Consider the following 17,390-nt stretch of genomic DNA (forward strand, 5'->3'; position numbering starts at 1 on the left):
CGCAAACCCGGCTCACTCCTCGCGTTCACGGTCGCCGCCCGAGCCGGGTGTGCCTCGGCCGCCGCCACGCGCCCGTGCCGGCCTCGATGAACCGGGTCAGCAGCCGGGCGTCGTAGCCGACCCGCAGCAGTTGATCGCGGATCCGCTCGGGGAGGTGGCGGGGCACCGCCCGGCCGTCCGGCCCCGGGCCGAAGACACTGGTGGTGGTGATCCGGTTGCCCTCACCGACGCCGATGACCTCCTCGACGTGCGAGACGAAGCGGTGCTTGCGGCCGCCGATCGCGGTCTCGTCCTCGACCGTGACGTAGACGATCAGGTCCAGCGCGTTGCCGGCCATCCGGCGGGCCTGGTCGACCGTCATCTCCCGGCCGTGGGCCAGCGCCAGCTCGATGATCCGCTCGGCCACCCCGGCCGGGGTACGCGCGTGGATGGTGCACATCGACCCGCGGCTGGTGGTCATCGCCTGGAGCATCGGCACGATCTCCCGGGACCGCACCTCGCCGACGATGATCCGCAGCACGCCCATCCGCAGCGACACCGGGATCAGGTCGGCGATGCTGACCTCACCGGCGGGCCGGCCGTCCAGCCCACGCTCGCCGTGCCCCTCGCGGGACTCGAAGCTCATCACCGCCCGGTGCTTGTGCCCGCGGCGGGTCGGCAGCAGCTCCCGGCTCTCCTCCAGCAGCACGTACGGCTCGTCGGCCGGGATCTCGTCCATCAGCGCCCGGATGACCGTGGTCTTCCCGGCCCCGGCCAACCCGGCCACCATGATGTTCAGCCCGGCCCGCATGGCGGCGCAGAGGAAGTCGCGCAGCAGCGGGTCGATCATCTCGTCCAGGTCGGGCCGGCCACCGGCGATGTCCTCCAGGCTCACCGCGAGCGTGTTGTGTTTGCGGATCACCGCGTACGGGCGGTGGCTGACCAGGAAGACCGCGGCGAGGCGGCTGCCGTCGGGCAGTTGCAGGTCGAGCGTCGGCTTGGAGGTGGAGAGCGAGCGCTCGGTCGCCCCGGCCCGGCGGGCCGCCGCCTGGAGGATCTCCACCAGTTCGTCGTCGCTGTCGGCGATCGGTTCGGCCCAGTCGACGCCGCCGCCGTGCCGGGTGATGCGCACCTGGTCGCAGCCGAGGATGTGCACCTCCTCGATGGTGTCGTCGACGAGCAGCGTCTGGAGCCGGCCCAGGCCGACCAGCTCGGCGGTCACCTGGTCGAGCAGCAGCCGCTCCTCGTCGGCGGCCATCGGCGTGCCGGCCCGGCGCACCGAGTCCGCGTACGCGGAGACCACCGCGACGGCCAGTCGGGCCCGCTCGACGTCCTCGGCGTCGGCGTCGAACTCCCGGCCGCGCTGCCAGAGGGTGAGTCGTTCGCTGAGTTCCCGCCGCAGCTCGCGGACCACCGCGAAGTCGACCCGGGGACGGGGCGGCGGGGGTGGCGGGGCGACCGGCACGGCGGGCGGCGGGGGCACGTGGTGCCGACCGTTCGGAGCGACCAGCGGCGGCACGGTGGAGGTGGCGCCGGGCTGCTGCCCGCGCGGGTCGTGGGAGACCGGTTCAAACCGCACCGGACACCCCCGGCGTGCTGGGCGCGGTCACGGCGCGCGGGGCCGGCGCTCCCGGCCAGGCCAGCCGGGCCCGCCGCCGGTCCAGCAGCGCCCGGACCGGCACCTCCAGCGCGCCGGCCGCGCGCATCAGCGGCCGGTTGGCGCGTACGGTGCCGCCGTGGCCGAGCACCGCGGCGGTACGCGGGTCGTGCGGCAGCCGGGCGATCACCGGCAGCCGCAGCGCCTTGCTGATCTCGCTGCCGCCGTGCCCGTCCCCGATCACCAGCAGGCGCAGGGTGCCCGGGGGGATCCGGTGTTCGGCGAAGTCCCGCTCGATGGCCTTGACCGTGGCGCGGGTGGCGGAGAGGTCGGGCAGGTGCGCACGGGTGACCAGCAGCACCACCGCCGCGGCCCGCAGCACCGGCCACGGTGGACCGCCGACCTGCAACCGGCCGCAGTCGACCAGCACGTCGTACGGGGGGACGCCGTTCTCCAGGCTGGTGAAGAAGTCGGCGAAGCGCTGCCAGAGCGGGCTGACGCTGCCCGCCTGGGCCGGGTCCACCACGCCCGGCAGCAGCAGCCGCTCCCGCTTCGGCGCGTCCAGGTCGACGAGCTGCGACCAGAAGGCGCTCTCCAGGTTGCCGTCCCGCAGCTCCCCGACGGCAAGCTCGCCGAGGCCGCGCGGGCCGTCGAGCGCCCCGCCCAGGTAGCCGGCGAGGACCGAGCCGCCCGCCGGGTCGCACTCGGCCAGCACCAGCCGCCGGTGCCAGCTCAGCGCGGCGGCCAGCGCGGCCGTGGTGACCCCCGGCGAGCCCTTCGCCGAGACCAGGGCGATGATCGCCATCAGGCCGCCTCGGTGAGCACGAGCGCGATCCGGTCGTCCGCGGCCAGCGCCACCACGGCCGGCACGTCCCGGACCGCCAGCGCCAGGTAGACCACCACGTCGTCGTTCTCCGGCGCGGCGGTGTCGATCACCGTGGCCTCGAACCGGGTGCCGCCGCCGCGGCTCGTGTCGGCGCTGCCGGCGCTGGTGTCCGGGGTGCTGACCAGCAGCACCTTGTCGCCGGGATGCAGCTTGCGGGCGGGCACCTGGCTCGGCTCCAGTCCCAGCGCGAGCTGCTGCTGCCCGGGGCCGAGCAGCGGCGCGTCGGTGAGCTGGGCCGGGGTCAGCAGCGTGCCCGGGGTGAGCCGGACCGCGGCCCGCAGGCTTAGCACCTCCTTGATCCGGTTGGCCGGCACGGGCTGGAGTTCCCGCCCGCCGGAGACCCGCACCGGGACCAGGTCGTCGGCGGTGAGCTGCCGGCCGACCTCAACCGGCCGGGCCACCGCGAGGTAGCTGCCGGTGGAGCGGACCGAGGTGACCGCGAAGGCCGAGCCCAGCCCGCCGAGGGCGATCAGCAGCACGGCCAGGCCGAGCAGGCCGGGGCGGATCCGCCGCTGCCGGACCACCTTGGGCGGCGCCACCGGCGCGTCCAACGGAGTCCCGTTCCGGGTCGCCACACTCACTGCGCCACCTCCGTTCGCGACTGCGGGGCTCGCAAACCCGGCTCACTCCTCGCGCTCACCGCGTCACCACCTGAAGTTCGTTGATCTCGACCGGGACCGTCCCGCTCACCCGGCTCTGGGCGATCTCGCCGCTCTCGCCCCCGCCGGACCACTCGACGGTCCAGAACGTGGTGGCGCTGACCTGATAGGTGCCGGCCCTGCCGTAGCCGGCGTCGTAACCGCAGTCGGGGGAGGTCAGGCCGGCCCGGGGCCCGTCGGCGCTGTACGGCGTGCCCGGTCCCGTGCAGGTGACCTTGGTGCCGTCGCCCATGGTCCAGACGATCCGGGTCACCCTCGCGGTGATCTCGACGGTCACCCCCCGGTCCGAGGCGGAGGCGTGCAGCGGTCCGAAGTAGGACGCCCCGTCGCTGGCCCACATCCAGACCGGCAGGCCGACCAGGCCGGGGCCCTTGCTGCGCCTCGGCGCGACCGCGACCCGGGGTGGCAGCAGTGAGATCGAGGCCAGCGCGCGGCGGGCCAGCTCCTCCGGGTCCGGCGGCGCGCCGTAGCCAGGCGGCGGCCCGTCGCGCAGCACGACGGTCTGCGCGCCCAGGTCACCGCCGTTGCAGGTCTGCACGTACCACTGCTTGCCTTCGGGCGCCTCGGGCTGGGGTTCGGCCAGCTTGTAGTAGCAGCCGTCGCCGTTGTTGAACCAGCCGAGCACGTCGTCGTAGCAGGGGATGACCCGGCCGTTCCACTGGCACTTCGCGGCGCCGCCGCCGTCCCCACCTCCGCCGCCGGGGTCGCCGCCACCGCCCGGTCCGCCCGGGGTGCCCGGCTCGTCGTCCCACACGTTGCAGTCGTTCTGCCCGGGCGGGCACTCGCCGCCGGGATTGCCGGCCCGGGCCGGCGCGCCGGCCAGCAGCAGCGCGGGGGCGCCGGCCAGCGCCAGCAGGAGCGCCAGAGCGGCGGTGAGCAGCAGCCGGCGGGGCGTCCCGGCCCGGGTCGGGCGGGCCGGGACACCCCTTCCTCCCCAGGTCAACACGGCTGGTCCTGGTGTCCGGCGCCGGCGCTGATCAGCCACCGCCCGTCGGGGTAGCGGGTCGCCGTGGCGGTGGCCAGGTAGCGCCCGCCGCGGGTGCCGGGGACGACCCGGCGGTCCTTGGCGTAGACGAGGCGGTAGCCGGTGGCGTCCAGGCAGTCCTGGATCTCCACGGTGGGCGGATCGGCGGCCAGGTCGACCGAGACCACGGTGGGATCGGAAACAAGTCTTCCGGTACGCATCGCGCCGTGCTCCTTCGCGTCACGAATTGCCATCCGCACCCGGGTCAGCAGCGGATCCGCCACGAATCGGGCCAGTGCGGGATGTCCGGGATCGCTGCGTGCGCTTGCCGCTCGGGACGCGTCGAGATAGCCGGAATAGGCGGCGAGCGCGGCTTTTCCGGCCTTCTCCTCCTCGGCGGTGGAATGCGCGGCGGGCGCCGCGGCGCGCCCGGCCAACGGGCGGGCCGCCGCCTCCGGCTCGGTGCCGCAGCCAACGGATCCGGCCAGCAAAGCAAGGCTGAGCAGGCCGATTTCCCATCGGCGGGATTGCCGTGTGCGCAACGCCGGGCCCTCCTCGGTGGCGACCCGGAGTGGTCGCGTCAACGCACTCCGGGCAGGCGGAAGCACGCCCGGATGTGTACGGCCGGGCCACAACTGCTACCGCCGCATTTACCTGTACTGATCTTCAAAGAATGCGGATTGTTAAGTCTTCGGTCGGCCTCCGACGCCAATTGATCCGGGGGTTGCGTCGTACCCAAGGGGCGAGCATAGGCTGACGTCCGCCGATGCAACAGAGGCAATTCATTCGAACACTCTCAGTGATGACAGGCGGTGGTGGCCGGTGGGTGTCGGGACGATGACGAACGGCCCGCGGGCGGGTCGGCCGACGGCAAGAGTGCGCTCACCCGCGCGTGACCCCGGGTGTCCCGGGCGCGGATCGTCGAGCGGCGGATTGGGCGGCAACGGCCCCTCTGGTCCGATCCGTCCCCCCGACCCCTGGCCCGGCCTTCCGTCGCCGGTGGTCGGTGGTCCCGGCCCGGCCCGCCCTGGGTGGGCCGCCGTTTTCCGCGCCATCCGCGACACGGCGGTCGGGCGGCTTTCACTCTGCGTGCTCCAGAGTGGAACCGTGCGCGACCGTCCGGGGGAGCCGGCGTGACCGCCGAACGGGTCCGCCCCACGGCACCGACGGTCCCCGCGCGCCGTCCGGTCGTCCGGCGGCTGGCCGGCCTGGCAGTCGTACCGCTGCTCCGGCTGGCGGTCGCCCGCTACGCCGTACCCCCGGGGTTGCCGGACCGGGCGGGGTGTGACGGCTGCGGCGCGCCGATCGGCCTGGACCGGCCGCTGCCGGCGCTCGGGCCGGCGGCCCGCTGCCCGTCCTGCCGGGCGCGGGTCGGCGCGGCGCCGCTGGTGGTCGAGGTGGCGCTGGCCGCGGCGGTGGCGGCCGTGGCGCTCACCGGCGGGCCGGCCGGCGCGCGGGCGGCGGCCGCCTGGTGGCTCGCCTGGGCGGTGCCGCTGGCCCTGGTCGACGCCGCGGTGCACCGGCTCCCCGACCGGCTGACCTGGCCCGCGGCCGCCGGGGTGTGGGCGCTGCTCGGGGCGGCCGGGCTGGCCGGGTCCGGTCCGGCGCCCTGGCTGCGCGCCACCGCGGCCGGGCTCGCGCTCGGCGCGGGCTTCGCGGCGACCACGCTGCTGCTCGGCCGGCGCGGGTTCGGCCTCGGCGACGCCAAACTGGCGCTGGGTGCCGGGGCGCTGCTCGGCTGGCACGGCTGGCCGGTGTTGGTGGCGGGTCTGGTGCTCGCGGTCACCCTCTCCGCGGTGGCCGGCCTCGCGCTGCTCGCGGCACGGCGGGTCCGCTGGTCCAGCCACCTGCCCTTCGGCCCGTTCCTCATCCTCGGCACCGCCCTCACCCTCGTCCTGACGACGTGAGCGGCGCCGGCGGCGAGCGGGTCAGCGCCGGGCGGGTCGCACGTCCGGGCGGGTGGCGGCGCGGCGGATCCGCCGGCGCAGCACGTCGGCCACCGGGCGGGCCAGCACCGGCGTGAGCAGGGTGCCGACCAGCGCGCCGAGCAGCAGGCCGACGGCCACGTCGTGCGGATAGTGCACGCCGACGAAGGTGCGGGAGAAGGCGGCCAGCACGGCCAGCGGGACGGCCACCAGGCCGATCCTGCGGTGCAGCAGCAGCGCGGTGGCGGCCAGCGCGCCCGCGATGGTGGCGTGGTTGCTCGGGAACGACCAGTCGCCGGCCGGCGGGCAGTGCCCGGCCACGATGACCAGGTCGGCCGGGCTGCGGCAGGGCCGGTCCTCGGCGATCAGGGTCTTCAACCCCTCGCTGGAGGCGTACGCGCAGACCACCGCGACCGGGGCGGCCAGGGCGAGCGCCCGGCCCCGGAGGTCGCCGCCGACCAGCCGGGTCAGCGCGGCCAGCACCAGCAGGACCCCGAGCAGGACGACCGCCCCCTCGGTGAAGTGCAGGGCGAACCAGTGGACCGGTTCCGGCGTGCGGTCGGCGAACTCGACGATGTCGTGGTACCAGTCGGTACTGACATCCGGGACGTCGGTCACCACGGTGTCGGTCATGAATCACCTCACCAACTGTTCATACTCCGTTCACCCGGAGGGTGGTGGGGGAATGACTGTCAGGGCACCGAAGTTACAGGCGCCTCTCAGCCGGGTCTGATTCGGTAGCCGCGACGTACCGACCTCGGGAGGACCCGTGCCGCACAGCCCTCAGGGCGACGAGAGCTGGCGGATCCGCCGCACCGCGACGGATCTGGACCGGCTCGGCGAGACCGAGTCGATCTTCGCGCTGGGCAACGGCTGGGTGGGCTGGCGCGGCACCCTCGACGAGGGCGAGCCGTACGAGATGCCGGGCACCTACCTCAACGGGTTCCACGAGCAGCGCGAGGTGAGCTACCCCGAGGGCGGATACGCCTTCCCCGAGCAGAGCGACAGCGTGGTCAGCGCCCCCAACGCGGCGCTGGTTCGGCTCTGGGTCGGCGGTGAGCCGTTGGACCTGCGGACCGGGACGGTCCGGCGGCACGAGCGGGAGCTCGACCTGCGTGCCGGCGTGGTCCGCCGGGAGACCGAGTGGATCTCGCCGGGTGGGCGGGGGGTCCGGGTCCGCAGCACCCGGCTGGTCTCGCTGCCCCGCCGGCCGGTCGCCGCGGTCGACTGGGAGGTCGAGCCGCTGGACGGCCCCGTCGAGGTACGCGTCGGCGCCGACCTGCTCGCCAACGAGCGGGTGCCGGAACGCGCCGACGACCCGCGCGCCGCCGAGGTGATCCACGACCCGCTCACGGCCGAGACCGGCCGGCACGACGGCATCGACGGCGTGCTCGTGCACCGCACCGAGCGCAGCGCCCAGCGGGTCGCCGTCGCGGTCGCCCACCAGCTCGACGTGCCGGCGAAGGTCGCCACCGACACCGCACTGAGCCCCGACCGGTTCCGCCTGGCGGTCAGCGGTTGGCTGCGCCCCGGGGAGCGGATCCACGTCACCAGGTTCGCCGCGTACGAGTGCGCGCACGTCGACGGCACCCCGGCCGACGAGCTGGCCGACCTGGTCGTCGCGGAGGCGGACGCGGCCCGGGCCGAGGGGTTCGCCGCCCTGCTCGACGCGCAGCGGAACGCCCTCGACGCCGCCTGGGCCACCGCCGACGTCGAGCTGGACGGCGACCCGGAGCTCCAGCAGGCGGTCCGGTTCGCGGTGTTCCACCTGATCCAGTCCGGCCGGGCCGACGGCGACCGGACCATCCCGGCCAAGGGGCTGACCGGCAACGGCTACGACGGGCACGTGCTCTGGGACACCGAGAGCTACGTGCTGCCGGTGCTGACGTACCTGGCGCCGGGGCTGGCCCGCTCGGCGCTGCGCTGGCGGCATGCGCACCTGCCCGAGGCCCGCGACCGCGCCGCGGAGCTGCGCCTGGCCGGGGCGACCTTCCCGTGGCGAACCCTCGGCGGCCGGGAGTGCTCCGGCTACTGGCCGGCGGGCAGCGCCGGGCTGCACGTCAACGCCGACATCGCCGACGCGGTGCTGCGCTACGTCGCGGCCACCGGCGACGACGGGTTCCTGGCCGAGTGCGGCGTCGAGCTGCTGGTGGAGACCGCCCGGCTGTGGCACCGGTACGGCCACTGGTCCGACACCGGCGCCTTCCACCTGACCGGGCTCACCGGACCCGACGAGTACTCCGCGCTGGTCGACGACAACCTGTTCACCAACCTGATGGCCCGGCGCAACCTGCGCGGCGCGGCCGACGCCGCCGAGCGCCTCCCGGAGGCGGCCGCCCGCCTCGGCGTCGACCCGGCCGAGGTCGCCGGCTGGCGGGCCGCCGCCGACGCGGTGCACGTCCCGTACGACGGCAAGCGCGGGGTGCACCAGCAGTCGGCGGGTTTCACCGAGCAGCCCGAGTGGGACTTCGCGAACACCGGCGAGGACGACTACCCGCTGCTGCTGCACTTCCCCTACCTGGAGCTGTACCGCCGGCAGGTGGTCAAGCAGGCCGATCTGGTGCTCGCGATGCTGCGCTGCCCCGGCGAGTTCACCGCCGACGAGAAGGCCCCCAACTTCGCCTACTACGAGGCCCGGACCGTCCGCGACTCCTCGCTGTCGGCCTCCGCGCAGGCGATCCTCGCCGCCGAGGTCGGCCACCTCGACCTGGCGTACGACCTGTTCGCCGAGACGGCGTTGCAGGACCTTGAGGACCTCGGCGACAAGACCGCCGACGGGCTGCACCTGGCCTCGCTGGCCGGCGCCTGGCTGGTGGTGGCGCAGGGCTTCGGCGGGCTGCGCGACGACCGGGGCGTGCTCTCCTTCGACCCGCGGCTGCCCCGCCGGATCACCCGGCTCGCCTTCCACCTGCGCTGGCACGGGCACCGGCTGCAGGTCACGCTGACCCCGGACACTGCCCGTTACGAGCTGCCGGACGCCGGCCCGGCCGACGCCGTCGAGCTGTGGCACCACGGCGAACGGCTCCGGGTGACCGGGGCGACGCCGGTCAGCCGGCCGATGCCGCCGGTGCCGGACCCCGGTCCCGAGCCGCCGTCACCGCCCGGTCGCCGGCCGGCCCGGCGCGGTCAGGCGGACGTGGGCGGCGCCGCCTGACTCGGCACGCCCGACATCCGCTCGACGATCTCCTCCAGCGCCTCGAAGGCGTACGCCCAGTTGTGGCACTTGAAGCTGCGCAGCCCCTCGATCGGGGTGCGACAGTCGGCGCAGTGCACGCCGGGGATGGCGGCCGGCACCTCGGTGTTGACGTACTTGCGCTCGCCGAGGATGACCCGCGCGATCATTCCCCGGTCGTGCACCCCGTGCAGGGCCGAGGAGACGATGTCGTACCAGTTCACCCGGCGACCGCACTTCGGACAGTCCGGCTCATCGCCGCTGACCCACAACGGGGCGCCGATGCTCCGCGCCGGCATGTTCAGCAGCTTCTCCAGCCGGCGCACGTCCGACTCCGGCGTGGTCCAGCGGTGCCGGCCCGGCAGCGAGGCCGGTGAGTCGTAGACGGCGCGGAACACCACCGGGTCGACCTCCACGGTCTCCCGTCCACTGGTCATCGGTACCTCCTCGGCTCGGCTGGTCCCACCGTCGTACCAGGTGAACGGCGTCGGCAGCCGGATCATTGACACGACAGGTCAGCGGTGTGTCGCCCAGAGTGCTACAGATCAGAGCGAGGTCGCTGCCCCGGTCAGCCCACCGCGGCCCGGCGGACGGCCTCGGCGGCCAGCCGGGACCGGCGCCGGTCGTCGTTGCTGAGCAAGCCGAACTTGTCGTAGAGCCGGGTCAGGTGCTTCTTCACCGCGCTCTCGCTGACGCCCAGCGCGCCGGCCAGCGACCGCACCGCCGGCGGCTCCGGGAAGGTGTCGCCCCCGGCCAGATACGGGCGGCACAGCGCGTCGAGCAGCTCCCGCTCCCGGCGGGTCAGCGCCGGCGGGGCGGGCGGCGGCTCGACGCCCACCGTGCACGTACCGGTGAGCTGCCCGGGGGCCTGGAACACCAGCCGCGCCGGCCCGATCTCCACCCGGTCGCCGTCGTGCAGGGTGCGGGCCTTGCGCAGCGGCATCCCGTTGACCGTGGTGCCGTTGGTGCTGCCCAGGTCGCGGATGATCCAGCCGGACGGGAAGCGCTCGACCAGCGCGTGCAGCCGGGAGACCAGCCGGCTGTCGATGGGCAGCTCATTGCCGGGGGCCCGGCCGATGGTCAGGGTGTCCACGCTGAGCGGGACGAGGCGCACCGGCCCGGTGCCGTGCACCTCGAACCAGCCGCCGGTCACCGGTCGCACCACGGCTCGGTGGTGGCCGTGGTCACCGCGCCCGAGCGGGTGGCGGTCACCGTCGCCGTGGCCGTGACGCACCGCCCCGCCGACGGCCAGGGCTCGGTCCACAGCTCGTACGGCTGGCCGGTGGCGCGCTGCCGCGCCCGCGGCCCGCCCGCCCGCACCGCCAGGTCGACGGTCCAGGTGCCGCCGCCGGCCGACACGTTGTCCCGGTACTGCTTCCACACCCAGACGTAGGCCATCGCGGCCCGGCAGCTCGGCGACCAGTACTGCTTGACCGAGATGGCACGCAGCCCGCCCGCGTACCCGTAGGCGGAGGTGCCGATCTGGTAGGCGTCGGCGTAGCAGCGGCCGGGCGGGGCGTCGTCCTGGCTGGCCTTGCGGGGCGTGGCCGTGCCGGCGAGCGGCGTGGTGAGCCGCCGGCCGGCCACGGTCAGCTCCAGCACCGCCCGCACCGGGCCGGCCACCCGGGGCACGGCGACCAGCCGTACCTCGCAGCCGGCCCCCGGGGCGAGCCGGCGTGACCCGCACCCGTCCGCGACGATCCGCAGCTCGCCCCGGGCCGGGCCACCCACCGTCACCCCGCCCAGCACCACCGGGTGGCCGGTGCGGTTGCGCACCCGCACCGGTCGCTCCGCCGACTCCGCGTACAGGGTCAGCTCGCCCAGCTCGACCCGCTCGGGCAGGGTCACCGGGGTGGGTGGGGGCGGGGCCTGCGCGTACCCGGTGGCCAGCACCGCCGCCACCGCCACGAGCAGGCCGAGCGTCCGGCGCAGCGCGCGCCGGCGTACCCCGGAGGGCCGCGCCACCGTGGCGGAGAGGGCGAGGGCCGCGCGGCGGCGGGCGGACAGCGACGGCGCCGGGCCGGCCGGCGGTGTCGGCCGTGCCCCGGCGTCCGCCGCCACGTCGCCGGGAACGAACGGGGTCACCGGCAGCCCGGCCGCCGCCTGCGCCGCCCGCAACTCCCCGGCGAACTCCGCGACCGACGCCGGCCGCCGCGCCGGATCCTTGGCCAGCGCGCGCTCCAGCGCCGCACACACCCCGTCGGGTACGCCGAGCGGGCGCAGGTCCGGCACCGGGTCGGCGGCGATCCGGCGCAGCAGGGCGTCGGTGGATTCCCCGTCGGCGGGGGCGAAGGGCGGGGCGCCGCGGATCCAGTGCAGCACGGTCGAGGCCAGCGCGTAGACGTCGGCGGCCACCGAGGCCGGCTCGCCGCGCAGCACCTCCGGAGCGGCGTGCAGCACGCTCGCGGTCACCGTCCCGCGGATGCCGGGGCGCTCCGTGCCGGGGCGGGCCTGGCCGAAGTCAGCCAGCTTCGGTTCCCCGTACGCGGAGACCAGGATGTTCTCGGGCTTCACGTCGCGGTGCAGGACGCCGGCCCGGTGCGCGGTCTCCAGCGCGCCGGCCACCGCGATCCCGCCGGCGACGGCCGCCCGCCAGTCACCCGCCCCTGCGCGGCGCAGCCGGTCGCCCAGCGAGCCGCCCTCCTCGTACGCCATCAGCAGGTACGGATTGCCGGCGGCGGTCCGGCCGGCCTGGTGCAGCGTGACGATGTGCGGATGGTCGGAGAGCCGGCCCAGGGTGCGCAGCTCCCGCTCGAAGCGGACCCGCGACGGTCCGGCCCAGTCGGCGGCGAGCACCTTCACCGCCACCCAGCGGGAGTAGTCGGCCTGCCAGGCCCGGTAGACCACGCCGAACCCGCCCCGCCCGACCTCGAGGGCGTCGCTGCACCCGGCGATCCCCAGGTCGATGCCGGGGCCGGAGCCGGCCTCGGGCCGGTGCGTCACCGGCTGTTCGCTGTGGACCATCGCCACTGAATGCTACCGACGGGTCGGGACGGCCTCCGGCGGTCGGGTGCACCCTTCGGCGCCGACGCCGACGGGCCGTGCCCCGGCCAGGGCACGGACCGTCGAGTGTCGCCACCGGGGCCGGTCGGTCGGCCGGCCCCGCCCCCCCTTCGGCGGATCGGTGGTCGTTGTGGAACCAGGGGTGTCCCGAGCCGCCCCCCAGGCGCGACCCGGGACGTCGGGCGGGCGAAGGTCAGCAGACCGTGCTGGTCGACCCGCCCGTCGAGTTCAGGTAGCCGGTGACGTGGGTGCAGTGGGCGGCGGTGTTCGCTGGCCTGCCCCACAGCTCCGCCCGGGTGGTGTTGCTCAGCTCGCCCACCCCGTAGTCGGTGCCGCTGTCCGACTCGTCGATGACGTGCACGTACAGGTCCCAGCTCGAGTGGCTGGCCCGGTACTGCTCCCAGACGTAGATGTAGGCGTAGTTGTAGCCACAGCCGTAGTACTGCTTCACCGACGCGGCCTGCATGCCACCGACCGTCAGCACCCGGGTCGTGCCGATCTGGCGGACGCTGGAGCAGCTGGCCGGGGTGCTGGCCAGCGCCGGGGACGCGTCGACCACGGCCACGGCGCTGGCGGCGAGGGCCACGGTCGCGCTGGCGAGGGTACGGCGGAGCATCGACATGGGAAACCCTGCTTTCTCTCAAGATCCCGTCGTCAGAGAGACAACCAGGGTCGGTGCGCGGCCGACAGGTGACGAAGCGGGGAGGGTTTGCTCCCCTGCCGAGCCGGCGTCGACGACGTACCCGCCGGCCCACGCCTCGAACTACCGACGCTCGCCAGCGTCCGTCTCCGCCCACAGCGCCTCGAGGTCAAACGGCTGGTCGCTCGCAGAAACGGGGTCTGGGGCGGAGTCGTCAGAGGGGCCAGCGAACCACGTCCGTGACGACCCGGGCACCATCAGCAGTACGGCGATGGCCAGGGCTGCCACCATGTTGCCGGCCCGCAGCCAGCCGATCCCGGCCGGCTCGAAAAAGCCGACTATCAGGTTGCCGGCCATCCCCAGGACGACGACGCCCTGCGCCAACGGGTTACCCCGCCACACGCCGTAGATCAATGCGGCGCCAATGGCGGTGACGATCAGGCTGCCGGTGACACTGACGGCATCGGTCCAAGGTCCATAAGCGACGACCGTGACGTAGCCCACGATCAGGACCGCCAGCGCAGCCAACACCGGGCGCGGCGGGCGGACCTTCGTCTGCTGGATTACCGGCGCATCGTACGGTGGCAACCTGCCGTATGCCGTCCGCTCAATAACCGGTCCTCACGCCGCAGCCGACCCGCTGTCCGCGACAGGTCCATACCCGGGGCACGGATCCGGCGGGACCCGGGCGGGGCTGGGGCTTCCTGGTGGGGTTCGGTCGGAGGTCAAGCGGCTACACCGGTCGGAGGCGGTGCGCTTCAGGCACTGGGGTGGGCGATGGCATTCAGCCGGTTGCTGACGACGGCTTCACCACCTGGTACAAGGCGTGGTCCTGCCACCGGCCGGCGATGTTGAGGTACTCCGGTGCCATGCCGAACCGCACGAACCCGTTGCGTTCCAGCACCCGCTGTGATCTGACGTTGTGCAGCAGGGTCTCTGCCTGCACCCGGTGCAGCCCCAACTCATCGAAGGCCACCCGCACGATCTCGCGCACCGCCTTCGTCGCGAACCCTCGGCCGTTGTGGCTGGCGCTCACCCAGTAGCCCATGGCGCATGACTGAAATGGGCCACGCACTATGCCGCTGAGCGTGATGCGGCCGATCACGCGACCGGAGTCGTCGAGGATGACGTGGGGCAGCTTCGAGCCCTGCTCGTATTGCTGGAGGTCGGCTTCGATGACGGCGTGCTGGCCGTCCGCCGTGAAGTAGTCCTCGCTCCGGATCGGGTCCCACGGCGCGAGAAACTCACGGTTGACGCGGAGCAACTCGGCCAAGGCCGGCGCATCCTCCGAGGCAATGAGTCGGGTGATCTTCACCCACCCATAGTCCCAGGCCAGCGCGGCAACAGCGACCCCGGTCGGGGGCCGCTGACCTGCGGAGGAGTGGGCCGCCAGGGAGTCGGACCCTGAACCCCTCTGGCGGTCTGTGGATCAACTCAGATCGGACGGATCGGCGCCATGACCTTGATCCTCGCCTGCTTGACGGTGATCTCCGGCAGTCCGCCCAAACGGAGCCCAGCACCTCTCAGTGCGCTTGCGCCCGGGCGTCCGTCAGGATGCACGTCTTGGCTACTCGCGTGGATACTCGACTCGCCCTTGGCTTTGCCTGACGACGTCCGGGACGTGGCTCTGATGCACTGGCGGAAGCTGGACCGTCCGCTCGACCCCCCGCTTGTCCCGGGCGCTCTGTCCGGCGGGGTCCGTCGGCAGTGACAGCAACCGGCGCGGACAGAGCCACCCAGCGAGGACCGCCGGACGGTGGCCCGAGGCGGGTGACGACCGCTGCTGTCGACAGCTCAGGCACCGACTCCAACCACCCGCCGTGCGTGGGCCTGCCGCTCGCGCGTTTGTCGGATAGCTTGTCCGGTGTGGGCATTGATAATGATCGCCGTCGAGCTGCTACTGGCAGCTCTCCGGACGGGAGCGCCTGGGTCTCGTCCCGGCCACCCGCGCCGGTGCTCATCGCCGCACTGCTCGTTGCCGCTGGCGCGCTGGTGCCACTCGGGTTGCTCGTCCTGGTGGTGACAGAGTTCGAGGCCCGGAATCTGGTGCCAGTGCTACTGCTCGCCTTGGTCGGCGTGGGTGTCTGCGCGTCAATCGGGTACGGGCTTTGGCGCGGTTGGCGTGGGTCCCGGATCGTGGCCGTGGTGCTCGGCGTGCTAGTTCTGCTATCGGGGCTGAATTCCCTCGGGTCCAGCAATTTCGGATTTCTACCGATAGCGTACGGCGCATCGGTGGCGCTGCTCGTGCTGGTTCCCGCCTCCGCCCGAGCATGGTTCCGTCATTCCTGACACACCCTTCAACATGGGGTCGAACCAGTGACCTCCTCGGTGCGAACGCCGCCCGCGGTCATCAATAGATGTCAGCTCGTGTCAGCTGGTGCTCGTCGTAGCACTCGGCCGCGTTTCCGTGTCGTCTCTCGCCATTGGTTATTGGCGCTTTCGCTGCCTTCTGGCTGCTCCCGCTTCGCGGTGGCGCCCTCCGCCGCGGACACTACGAACTCGCCATCGACGCCCCGCCCGCTCTGCGGGCCGCCTCTGCGTTCGCGGAACTCGCCCAAGCGATCTGATGCGATGACCCCACACCGGTCCGACACATCCGCCGATCCCACAACGCAACGGCGCCTCTCATCAGCGGTCCGAGTAAAACCCGGAAAGCCTGAGCCCATGTGGCTTCGTTATCTCATGCTTGTTCCACACGCCCGCGCTAGCGCTACGTCGTTACGTCGTGCACAAGAAGGGGACAGCCGTGCAACTTACGTTGCTGGAGTTGCTGTCGTGGATCGCGCTCGGTGTGGGGTTAGTTAGTTCAGCCTTGATCGTCGTCGACACCCGCGTCCTCGGGTACCGCCAGCCGGTCAAGATCACCGAGTTTGTTTGGCCCGTAACCGGGCTCTATCTCGGCCCAGTCGCCATCGCGGCGTACCGGCGTTGGGCTAGGCCACAGTCACCCCGGTGGCAGCAGCGACACGGCAGGCCGCCGAAACGGCCACGGCAGATAGCCATTCTGACCGGCCTTTGTGTATGCGGCGCCCACTGCGCTCTTGGCGTCATCCTCGGTGAGGTGGTGGTATCTGTCAGTGGCATCAGAATAGGGGGTGACACGCTGTGGGCCGGCTACATCAGTGACTATTCAGGGGCGGTTACCGTAGGTGTGACGTTCCGATACTTCGCCTCGGTTCGCAGGGGCCGGCAAAGGATGTGGGACGCATTGGTGACCGTCGCCAAGGCTGATCTACTCGCTGTGACCGCCTTCGAGATAGCTCTGTTTATCTGGTTGGCGATCTCACGGAATGTCACTGCCGCGGAGCCATCAATGGATCCAACTAGCCCGGTGTTCTGGTTCTTCATCCAAATCGGGCTGGCCTGTGGTTTCGTCGCCGCATGGCCCGCCACCGCCTGGCTGGTCCGTCGCGGAATCAAAGTAGCGCCACGGCGCGGACCAGACCGCACGCGATAGTCGACCGGCAACTGGCATCTGGGTCAGGTTGGATTCTTGTGGGATGAGGCCCGCCCCCTGAAGCCGTTGCCCAACCCCTCGTTTGTAAAGTTCTGGGCACTTCGTCCGGCGAGGTCCGTCCACATCCGCGACCTCAGGCGACTGTCCGCGATCGGCGGTCGGCGGCCGTCCCCGTACTACCCGTTGCTGTCGCCGTTGCGGGTCGATGCCGAGCTGCTGCACCGGGAGACGAAGACGGCCGCTTCGGACGCCACCATGCCGCTGCCGGACATCTGCACCGTGGCCCTCGGCCGCCGCCGCGCCGCGCAGACCGCCGCCCGGGACGTCGCCGGCGCGGCCTGGCAGCCGTCGGACCGCGCAGTTCGCCATCACCATGGAGATCTACACGGTGGTCTCGTCGGCGGCCACCTGCGACGCCCTCAAGCGGCTCGGCCAGGCGCTGGACCGGTGAAGCGCCTACTGCTGTACCGGCCTCGATCACGGCGGCAGCGACCCTGATCAGGGCCGCCGGCCTGCGGAGGAGTGGGCCGCCAGGGACTCGAACCCTGAACCTATGGATTAAAAGTCCACAGCTCTGCCATTGAGCTAGCGGCCCGTCCGCCCAGGCTACCGGAACCCGCTCGCGCCGGGCTTCCGCCTCCGCCACCTGTCGATCTTCAGACTCGCCACCAGCTCGCCGACCTGGCGGTGTCAAAGCCGTCCGGACCCCGCCACCTCGCCGAGCCGGCGCCGCACCCGCCGCGCATGACGACGCCCCGGTGGGGAATCGGACACGCATGAGGGTGGGCAGTACGGCCGCCGTGGCGGCCTCCAGCGAGGTGGCCGGGGACGACGGCGTGCGCCGCCCCGGTGGCGAGGTGCACGCCTGGCTGCCGGGCCAGAACCAGACCGTCTGCGGCCTCCAGCTCAGCCGTACCCGGCTGCGCCGTTTCCCCCACGTGCCCTTCGACTACTCGGACACCGACGTGCTCACCGAGGCCGACCCGGAGGGCTACGTCTGCCCGCGCTGCCTGGCCGCCACCCAGGGTCGCCGCGAAGGGGAGAAGGGCTGGGAGCGTACGAACCCCCGTCCGTGAGCGGTTGCTGTCCGCTTCAGCGGGTACCGCAC

The 17,390-nt window shown here is 73.2% G+C and carries 16 protein-coding genes, 1 tRNA gene and 1 pseudogene; 5 read left to right on the plus strand and 13 right to left on the minus strand.

All coding sequences use genetic code 11. The features are described from left to right. Positions 1 to 25 precede the first annotated feature (25 nt). The 5 genes from AB0F68_RS02370 to AB0F68_RS02390 are packed head-to-tail and all read right to left on the minus strand — an operon-like array spanning position 26 to position 4,627. On the minus strand, positions 26 to 1,558 hold the full coding sequence (locus AB0F68_RS02370) for a CpaF/VirB11 family protein (RefSeq protein WP_357332298.1): 1,533 nt from the start codon (positions 1,556 to 1,558) through the stop codon (positions 26 to 28). Continuing rightward, entirely contained in the window at positions 1,548 to 2,381 is an 834-nt protein-coding gene (locus tag AB0F68_RS02375; protein WP_357332300.1) for a ParA family protein, read from the minus strand. Before AB0F68_RS02375 ends, AB0F68_RS02370 begins: the two co-directional genes overlap by 11 nt. Beyond that, entirely contained in the window at positions 2,381 to 3,043 is a 663-nt protein-coding gene (locus AB0F68_RS02380) for an SAF domain-containing protein (protein ID WP_357332302.1), read from the minus strand. Before AB0F68_RS02380 ends, AB0F68_RS02375 begins: the two co-directional genes overlap by 1 nt. A gap of 55 nt (positions 3,044 to 3,098) precedes the next feature. Beyond that, positions 3,099 to 4,067, minus strand: coding sequence for a hypothetical protein (locus AB0F68_RS02385; RefSeq protein WP_357332304.1), 969 nt, complete (start codon positions 4,065 to 4,067; stop codon positions 3,099 to 3,101). After that, positions 4,061 to 4,627, minus strand: a complete 567-nt coding sequence (locus tag AB0F68_RS02390) for a hypothetical protein (RefSeq protein ID WP_357332306.1) — start codon at positions 4,625 to 4,627, stop codon at positions 4,061 to 4,063. The genes AB0F68_RS02385 and AB0F68_RS02390 overlap by 7 nt, the downstream gene beginning before the upstream one ends. Positions 4,628 to 5,284: 657 nt before the next feature. Here AB0F68_RS02390 and AB0F68_RS02395 point away from each other — a divergent pair. Beyond that, complete coding sequence (locus AB0F68_RS02395; RefSeq protein WP_357332873.1) at positions 5,285 to 5,992, plus strand: prepilin peptidase; 708 nt, start codon at positions 5,285 to 5,287, stop codon at positions 5,990 to 5,992. Positions 5,993 to 6,013: 21 nt separating this feature from the next. Here AB0F68_RS02395 and AB0F68_RS02400 read toward each other — a convergent pair whose 3' ends face one another. Beyond that, entirely contained in the window at positions 6,014 to 6,643 is a 630-nt protein-coding gene (locus AB0F68_RS02400; RefSeq protein ID WP_357332308.1) for a phosphatase PAP2 family protein, read from the minus strand. A 136-nt stretch (positions 6,644 to 6,779) separates the two neighbouring features. Between AB0F68_RS02400 and AB0F68_RS02405 the strand changes: the two genes are divergently transcribed. After that, positions 6,780 to 9,164: a glycosyl hydrolase family 65 protein gene (locus tag AB0F68_RS02405; RefSeq protein WP_357332310.1), complete on the plus strand. Its 2,385-nt coding sequence runs from the start codon at positions 6,780 to 6,782 to the stop codon at positions 9,162 to 9,164. Here the strand turns inward: AB0F68_RS02405 and AB0F68_RS02410 are convergent. The 6 genes from AB0F68_RS02410 to AB0F68_RS02435 all read right to left on the minus strand — a co-directional run bounded on the left by AB0F68_RS02410 (position 9,137) and on the right by AB0F68_RS02435 (position 14,140). Further along, positions 9,137 to 9,619, minus strand: coding sequence for a hypothetical protein (locus AB0F68_RS02410; protein ID WP_357332312.1), 483 nt, complete (start codon positions 9,617 to 9,619; stop codon positions 9,137 to 9,139). The genes AB0F68_RS02405 and AB0F68_RS02410 overlap by 28 nt on opposite strands. A gap of 131 nt (positions 9,620 to 9,750) precedes the next feature. Beyond that, positions 9,751 to 10,347 (minus strand): FHA domain-containing protein, encoded by a 597-nt coding sequence (locus AB0F68_RS02415; RefSeq protein WP_357332314.1) that lies wholly within the window; start codon positions 10,345 to 10,347, stop codon positions 9,751 to 9,753. Then, complete coding sequence (locus tag AB0F68_RS02420; protein WP_357332316.1) at positions 10,332 to 12,146, minus strand: protein kinase; 1,815 nt, start codon at positions 12,144 to 12,146, stop codon at positions 10,332 to 10,334. The genes AB0F68_RS02415 and AB0F68_RS02420 overlap by 16 nt, the downstream gene beginning before the upstream one ends. A gap of 232 nt (positions 12,147 to 12,378) precedes the next feature. Beyond that, the gene (locus AB0F68_RS02425; RefSeq protein ID WP_357332318.1) at positions 12,379 to 12,807 is read right to left on the minus strand and encodes a hypothetical protein; all 429 of its coding nucleotides are present in this window, start codon (positions 12,805 to 12,807) and stop codon (positions 12,379 to 12,381) included. Positions 12,808 to 12,948: 141 nt separating this feature from the next. Beyond that, a complete protein-coding gene (locus tag AB0F68_RS02430) occupies positions 12,949 to 13,413 on the minus strand; it encodes a hypothetical protein (RefSeq protein ID WP_357332320.1) in 465 nt (154 codons plus the stop codon). 196 nt (positions 13,414 to 13,609) lie between these two features. Beyond that, complete coding sequence (locus AB0F68_RS02435) at positions 13,610 to 14,140, minus strand: GNAT family protein (protein ID WP_357332322.1); 531 nt, start codon at positions 14,138 to 14,140, stop codon at positions 13,610 to 13,612. 1,162 nt (positions 14,141 to 15,302) lie between these two features. Between AB0F68_RS02435 and AB0F68_RS02440 the strand changes: the two are divergent. Further along, positions 15,303 to 15,392 (plus strand): annotated as a pseudogene (locus AB0F68_RS02440) (IS6 family transposase); the annotation flags it as partial. Between the two features lie 224 nt (positions 15,393 to 15,616). Next, the gene (locus tag AB0F68_RS02445) at positions 15,617 to 16,282 is read left to right on the plus strand and encodes a DUF4396 domain-containing protein (RefSeq protein WP_357332874.1); all 666 of its coding nucleotides are present in this window, start codon (positions 15,617 to 15,619) and stop codon (positions 16,280 to 16,282) included. Between the two features lie 523 nt (positions 16,283 to 16,805). On the opposite strand, the gene AB0F68_RS02450 is transcribed toward AB0F68_RS02445, so the two are convergent. Next, positions 16,806 to 16,877 (minus strand) — tRNA-Lys (locus AB0F68_RS02450). A gap of 181 nt (positions 16,878 to 17,058) precedes the next feature. Between AB0F68_RS02450 and AB0F68_RS02455 the strand changes: the two genes are divergently transcribed. Next, positions 17,059 to 17,358, plus strand: coding sequence for a hypothetical protein (locus tag AB0F68_RS02455; RefSeq protein ID WP_357332324.1), 300 nt, complete (start codon positions 17,059 to 17,061; stop codon positions 17,356 to 17,358). Positions 17,359 to 17,390: the final 32 nt, after the last annotated feature.

The organism is Micromonospora sp. NPDC023966 (genome assembly GCF_040639095.1).
In the GTDB taxonomy this organism is placed as follows: Bacteria; Actinomycetota; Actinomycetes; order Mycobacteriales; family Micromonosporaceae; genus Micromonospora.